A 4,986-nucleotide genomic window follows, 5' to 3' on the forward strand; every position below is an offset into this window, starting at 1 on the left:
CGTCCGTCCAGTGACTAATTAGTTTGACTGACAGAACGCCATCGCCAGCAAGCCGGCTCCTACAGGTGGGTGGGATTTAAATAACCTTGGCGCCGCGTGCTTCCAGCAGTTCGCGCAATACCGAGCGATGGCAGTGCGCTTCATCTTCGCAATAGCAGCCGACGGCCAGCGAGGTGTGATGGGAGAGGGCTGCCAACAGATCCAGCAACTGGCTGGGCGCAGGCTGATTCATTTCAGCCTTGAACTTGCGCTTGAAGCCCTCCCAGGTTTTTTCATCTGCCGCCGCCTTGGCTTCGGCGACTAATTCAGCGCTGGGCGACAGCAGCGGTTGCCACACATCATAAAAATCCCGGCGGGCAAACTCAGCCTTCGGCACGCCACGAGGCGGGCGGCGTACGGTGCCTAACCGAAGGCCTTCATCGGGCAGGCGCGGTGAGCCGAGTCGTACGATATGAATTGGCATGGCTTATGGGTGCCGCGAGCCGTCAAACCACTCCATCGCCGTGCGCCAGATGCAAATCCCCAGAAAGTAGGCCGACATCAGCAACCAGAGCCCCATGACCATCGGGTTGATCACCGGATGGTTGATCACCAGCGACAAGCTGCACAGCAACCAGATGGCCGTCACGGCGATGTTGATCGGCATGAACCGGCGCACGCGAAACGGGTGCAGGAATTTCATCCGGGTCACGGTCAGCAACGCCAGGCCGATGACGGTGAGCAGGGTGATCCACGGCGACGGGGCGATGATGTACAGGCACAACGCAACCACGTTCCACGCGGCGGGGAAGCCCTGGAAGTAGTTGTCTTTGCTTTTCATGTTGACGTTGCAGAAGCAGAACAGCGACGAGACCAGAATCAGCGACACGGTCAGCAGCAGGGTGTAGTCCGGCAACGGGATGTAACGATAGATAAACAGTGCCGGGATAAACACGTACGTCAGGTAGTCGATGACCAGGTCAAGGATCGAACCGTCGAAGCTTGGCAACACCGACTGCACATTGACCTTGCGCGCCAGTGCGCCGTCGAGCCCGTCGACGATCAGCGCGACGCCCAGCCACAGCAGGCAATTGGTGGGCTGGTTTTCCAGCAGGGCGAGGGTGGCGAGGAAGGCTGTGACTACGCCAGTGGCGGTAAAACCATGGGCGCCCCATGCTTTGAGCCTGGCGATGTGTAGGGTGGATATCACGGGGGCGTTCTCCAGAAAGTGAAGCAAGCCAGTCATCACCCTCGTTGATCGGGGGCGGTGGCGAACCGGGTCGGGTTGCAGGTATCGACCGGAAATCCGGGAATAAGGTTCACCGTCTGTAAATCTTAGCTGGGTCGTCAAAAAATACTGTGGTGTTGGGTATGAAATCCTTCACCGAGGGGGAATGTCTTTGTCGTACTGCGCTTGCGTCCATTCTGGGGGGGATGGCCGGCCTGATCTTGCGGGTGTACCCGAAACCATTTTGGGAGTGAGACCGGCTTGCCGGCGATGGCTGTGTGTCAGGCGGCGATTTTTTTGAGGGAGTACATATCCATTCCTGCGGTAACGGCGGCTATTGGTTTCGCCCTTACGGCGAGTCCCTTTTTCAAACGCCAAAAAGGAACCAAAAGGCTTTGCCCCTGACGTACGGTGCCTCGCCAAGGCTCGCCATACCCTCGCTCCGGTCCTGCTCCGTGGGCCCGCCGCCATCGGCCATCCATGGCCGGGGGCGGCTAACCCGGCATCCTTGCCGGGTTGCCCACTGCGCAGAACCTCCACTCGGCCTTCCGACGGGGCAGATCAAGATCGAAAGCAAAGCAAAGCAAAGCAACAGCAGCAGACGCGGTAATTGGTCATGGCACCAATCAACTGTAGGAGCCGGCTTGCTGGCGATGGACGTGAACGATAACGCGTGCTGTCTGAATGAACGCGTTGCCCCGACGCTTTTCGCCGGCAAGCCGGCTCCTACAGGGAATCGCGTACGCTTTTGATTTTCGCCACTCATCAGGCCGAGCGTTAGCTCACGTTCCGCTTTTCGAAAGTGACTCGCCGTAAGGGCGAGATCGCCAGCCGTCATCAGCAAAACAATGGATATACCCCCAAACGCTTGAACACCACAGACAGCGAAGTCAGCCAAACGGTAATGGCGCAACGGCGTACGAGGACTATCGTTGCCTGACTGGATAACTCCAACCGATGAGGACGTCGTCATGAACACCAGCGATTTGCTCGAACAACTCTTGCGAGCCGGCCAGGGCTCGATGACGCAGCAAGGTGGCGGCGCACCTCAAGGCGGTCTTGGCGGGTTACTCGGTGGCCTGTTAGGCGGCGGTGGCGGTGCAAACGCCGGGTTGGGCGGTTTGCTCGGGGGCTTGCTGGGCGGCGGTTCGGCCATGGGTGGCGCGACCCAGCCTCGCTCGGGTGGGGGCACCAACTACGCAGCGTTGGCGTCCCTGGGGATGATGGCTTTTCAGGCGTATCAGGCCTGGCAAAGCAGCCAGGCGGCCGCGCCGCAACAGGCGCCGCGCACCGTGGATCTGCTCTCCGGCCCGGAAGTCGAGGACCACAGCCACGCGGTCCTGCGCGCATTGATCGCGGCGGCGAAGGCCGATGGCCGGATCGACGACGCCGAGAAACAAATGATCAGCACTGAAATCGGCCGCCATACCGATGACCCGGAACTGCAGCAATGGCTGGATGATGAAGTCGCCCGGCCGCTGGATCCCGCGGATGTGGCGCAGTCGGCGACGGACCCGGCGATTGCGGCGGAAATGTACCTGGCCAGCGTGATGTTGGTGGACGATCAGCAAGACGCCGAGCGCAGCTACCTGGATGAGCTGGCGGCGGCGTTGCAGATAGATCCGGATTTGCAGGTGCATCTGGAGCAGCAGGCCAAAGGTGGCGCGGTTTGACTGATAGCTTTTTGTAGGAGCCAGGCTTGCCGGCGAAGGCGTACTGACAGGCCCCTTCGCCGGCAAGCCTGGCTCCTACAGGGGCTGCGGTGATTTCGGAATCAGAAACGTAACCCCGTGCGCTTCGGCAATCTCCAGGATTCGCGGCAAATCCTCCGGCACCCTCAGCCGGTCCACCGCCGTAAAAAACTGGCCGCCGCGTGGGTCGGACACCACGCCAATCATCCTCGCGGTCGCGCTGATGTTTTTGTAGGCATGGATCGACCCACCGGGAATATGCACGTAGCCGCCGGCAGAAACGGTGGTGGACTTGCCCTCGACCGTCACTTCGACCTGCCCGTCGGTAACGTAGAAAGCCTCGTCCCACGGATGGAAATGCAGTGGCGGCCCGCCCCCTTGCACGCCTTCCTGAATGTGCATTTCAAAGGGTTTGCTCAGATCGCCGCCGGCGAGAACCGTGATCGCCTCACCCACCACATTGACCGGCCCCGGGGTTTTTTCGGGGGTGATGACGTGAACCGTTCGCATGATTGCTCTCCGGAGGATGTGTCCACTCCCGCTGAGTATATTCACTTGCCGGCGTGCCCAGTGCCCGGCCATCTGTCCGTCTGTCAGGGCAGTTTCAACCCCGATTGAATTTTCCCCCGGCGTTTCGCTCTGCTGCTCAGGCAATCACTGCCGAGGTGCGGTGGCGGGTGGGAATGAAGACGTAGCAGGATCTAAAGCCTGACGCTGACAGAGCGCCTGCGTCGTGGCGGCGAGCAAGACTCGCCGCCACGACGATTATTACTTGCTGACAGCCGCCGCCAGCAGCGGCCCAGCCTGCTCATCGGTGAGTGCCGCATGAACCTCCATGCTCATCAGGTCACTCCATTGCAGCACCCATTTTTGAATCTGTACGGCATCGTCGGTTTCCGCGATGCCAAAACCGCTCGAGCCACCGACGGCATGCCAGCGCCCGAGCATCTTGACGCCGGGGGGCGGGGCACCTTGGGTCTCGAGAAAGCGCTTGATCGCGCTGTTGCGGTTTTGCGGACTGATTGACCAACTGACCATGAATAACATCTGCCACCTCCTGATAGGGATTGGCACCTGTTGCTCTTCGCGCACCTGGCTGGCGCCGGGACCACGGTCACGCCTGTTTCCCGCTTCATCCTGACGGGCTTGAATGTCTTTCTCCCTTTGAGAAGGCATAGCAGCGCGCCGGGATTTGCGTACGACCGCTGATCCTCTTTCGTGGCATTCGGGAGTGTTGGGGGGCATTCAGCCGTCAAGCGTCGCGCAGCAGGTCGTTGGCGTTGAGCAGTTCGTAGGCGATTTCCGGACGTTTCTCCAGCCCGCGACGAATCGCGGCCGGGATCGCCTGGCGGGTTTTGCGGCACAGCCCCGGCAATTCGCCGATGGAGATGGCGATGCCGCGCATGGTGCGGACTTCGTTGAAGCCGGGGGCGATTTCGACCCGGATGCCCAGTTGTTCGAACATCCGCTGTTGCAGCCGTTCGAGGTCGCTCAGGCTCTGGAGATTTTCCAGGCGGTCGAGCAGGCGTTTTTCCTCGGCGCGGGTCAGGAACAGGATGCGCAGGTCCGCGCCCGCTTTTTCCAGCAGCGGTTCACGCTCGCAGTTGCAGGCACCGGGCGGGCAGGGTTGGCGGATCGGCATCGACGTGGTCATAGGGGTCAATCATAGAGCGCCCTTTGTGTGTTTGCCCATATGCCCCGACTCTTGCGGATGTACCCGGCCCCTGTAGGAGCTGGCTTGCCGGCGATAGCGGTCTATCCGGCGACTATTTTCTTTCAGGTGTACATATCCATTTCTGCGGTTATGGCCGCTATTGGTTTCGCCCTTACGGCGAGTCACTTGGAAAAGCCCCAAGTAACCAAGGGCTCTTGCCCCTTTCGTTCGGTGGCTCGCTAAGGCTCGCCATGCCCTCGCTCCGGTCCTGCTCCGTGGGCCCGCCGCGATCGGCCATCCATGGCCGTGCGCGGCTAACCCGGCATCCATGCCGGGTTGCCCACTGCGCAGAACCTCCACTCGGCCTCTCGAGGGGGCGCTCAGATCAAAAGCTGAAGGCGAGCTAACGCTCGGCCTGATGAGTGGTGAAAATC

6 protein-coding genes are annotated in these 4,986 nt (G+C 60.8%); 1 reads left to right on the forward strand and 5 read right to left on the reverse strand.

What is annotated here, in order from left to right; genetic code table 11:
• Positions 1-76: 76 nt before the first annotated feature.
• Positions 77-463 carry a DUF488 domain-containing protein gene (locus KGA82_RS27115; RefSeq protein WP_223453166.1) on the reverse strand — a complete coding sequence of 129 codons (387 nt, stop codon included), beginning with the start codon at positions 461-463 and terminating at the stop codon, positions 77-79.
• A 3-nt stretch (positions 464-466) separates the two neighbouring features.
• Positions 467-1,189: a phosphatidylcholine synthase gene (gene pcsA, locus KGA82_RS27120; RefSeq protein ID WP_008028178.1), complete on the reverse strand. Its 723-nt coding sequence runs from the start codon at positions 1,187-1,189 to the stop codon at positions 467-469.
• 989 nt (positions 1,190-2,178) lie between these two features.
• Between pcsA and KGA82_RS27125 the strand changes: the two genes are divergently transcribed.
• Positions 2,179-2,880: a tellurite resistance TerB family protein gene (locus KGA82_RS27125; RefSeq protein ID WP_223453167.1), complete on the forward strand. Its 702-nt coding sequence runs from the start codon at positions 2,179-2,181 to the stop codon at positions 2,878-2,880.
• A gap of 75 nt (positions 2,881-2,955) precedes the next feature.
• Here the strand turns inward: KGA82_RS27125 and KGA82_RS27130 are convergent, their stop codons facing one another.
• The 3 genes from KGA82_RS27130 to KGA82_RS27140 all read right to left on the reverse strand — a co-directional run bounded on the left by KGA82_RS27130 (position 2,956) and on the right by KGA82_RS27140 (position 4,552).
• On the reverse strand, positions 2,956-3,408 hold the full coding sequence (locus tag KGA82_RS27130; protein WP_008034751.1) for a cupin domain-containing protein: 453 nt from the start codon (positions 3,406-3,408) through the stop codon (positions 2,956-2,958).
• Positions 3,409-3,666: 258 nt separating this feature from the next.
• Positions 3,667-3,945 (reverse strand): DUF3303 domain-containing protein, encoded by a 279-nt coding sequence (locus KGA82_RS27135; RefSeq protein WP_008043696.1) that lies wholly within the window; start codon positions 3,943-3,945, stop codon positions 3,667-3,669.
• A 205-nt stretch (positions 3,946-4,150) separates the two neighbouring features.
• On the reverse strand, positions 4,151-4,552 hold the full coding sequence (locus tag KGA82_RS27140; protein WP_223453168.1) for a hypothetical protein: 402 nt from the start codon (positions 4,550-4,552) through the stop codon (positions 4,151-4,153).
• Between the last annotated feature and the right edge of the window lie 434 nt (positions 4,553-4,986).

It is taken from the genome of Pseudomonas sp. BF-RE-22, assembly GCF_019956155.1.
Lineage (GTDB): Bacteria > Pseudomonadota > Gammaproteobacteria > Pseudomonadales > Pseudomonadaceae > Aquipseudomonas > Aquipseudomonas migulae.

What these genes read in the sequence shown, in the direction of transcription:
- KGA82_RS27130 (WP_008034751.1), bottom strand. Translation starts at nt 3,408, where the DNA reads ATGCGAACGGTTCACGTCATCACCCCCGAAAAAACCCCGGGGCCGGTC.
- KGA82_RS27135 (WP_008043696.1), bottom strand. Translation starts at nt 3,945, where the DNA reads ATGTTATTCATGGTCAGTTGGTCAATCAGTCCGCAAAACCGCAACAGC.
- KGA82_RS27115 (WP_223453166.1), bottom strand. Translation starts at nt 463, where the DNA reads ATGCCAATTCATATCGTACGACTCGGCTCACCGCGCCTGCCCGATGAA.
- KGA82_RS27125 (WP_223453167.1), top strand. Translation starts at nt 2,179, where the DNA reads ATGAACACCAGCGATTTGCTCGAACAACTCTTGCGAGCCGGCCAGGGC.
- KGA82_RS27140 (WP_223453168.1), bottom strand. Translation starts at nt 4,552, where the DNA reads ATGACCACGTCGATGCCGATCCGCCAACCCTGCCCGCCCGGTGCCTGC.